Here is a 995-nt window from a genome sequence, read left to right as displayed (position 1 = left end):
CCGGAAGAAAAAGCTCGTGGTATCACCATCAACACTTCTCACGTTGAATATGACACCCCGACCCGTCACTACGCGCACGTAGACTGCCCGGGGCACGCCGACTATGTTAAAAACATGATTACCGGTGCTGCTCAGATGGACGGCGCGATCCTGGTAGTTGCTGCGACTGACGGCCCGATGCCGCAGACTCGTGAGCACATCCTGCTGGGTCGTCAGGTAGGCGTTCCGTACATCATCGTGTTCCTGAACAAATGCGACATGGTTGATGACGAAGAGCTGCTGGAACTGGTTGAAATGGAAGTTCGTGAACTTCTGTCTCAGTACGATTTCCCGGGCGACGACACTCCGATCGTTCGTGGTTCTGCTCTGAAAGCGCTGGAAGGCGACGCAGAGTGGGAAGCGAAAATCCTGGAACTGGCTGGCTTCCTGGATTCTTACATTCCGGAACCAGAGCGTGCGATTGACAAGCCGTTCCTGCTGCCGATCGAAGACGTATTCTCCATCTCCGGTCGTGGTACCGTTGTTACCGGTCGTGTAGAACGCGGTATCATCAAAGTTGGTGAAGAAGTTGAAATCGTTGGTATCAAAGAGACTCAGAAGTCTACCTGTACTGGCGTTGAAATGTTCCGCAAACTGCTGGACGAAGGCCGTGCTGGTGAGAACGTAGGTGTTCTGCTGCGTGGTATCAAACGTGAAGAAATCGAACGTGGTCAGGTACTGGCTAAGCCGGGCACCATCAAGCCGCACACCAAGTTCGAATCTGAAGTGTACATTCTGTCCAAAGATGAAGGCGGCCGTCATACTCCGTTCTTCAAAGGCTACCGTCCGCAGTTCTACTTCCGTACTACTGACGTGACTGGTACCATCGAACTGCCGGAAGGCGTAGAGATGGTAATGCCGGGCGACAACATCAAAATGGTTGTTACCCTGATCCACCCGATCGCGATGGACGACGGTCTGCGTTTCGCAATCCGTGAAGGCGGCCGTACCGTTGG

Annotated in this window: 1 protein-coding gene; it reads left to right on the top strand. The window is 53.7% G+C overall.

All coding sequences use genetic code 11. The features are described 5' to 3' along the window. Positions 1-995 (top strand): elongation factor Tu (tuf, locus tag FQ015_RS11385; protein ID WP_160524070.1); only part of this gene is annotated, 995 nt, incomplete at both ends.

The sequence above is a fragment of the Escherichia sp. HH26CH genome (assembly GCF_009820205.1).
In the GTDB taxonomy this organism is placed as follows: domain Bacteria; phylum Pseudomonadota; class Gammaproteobacteria; order Enterobacterales; family Enterobacteriaceae; genus Escherichia; species Escherichia coli_F.
The sequence above is the reverse complement of the archived record's forward strand: the minus strand, read 5'-3'. Positions and strand labels throughout refer to the sequence as shown.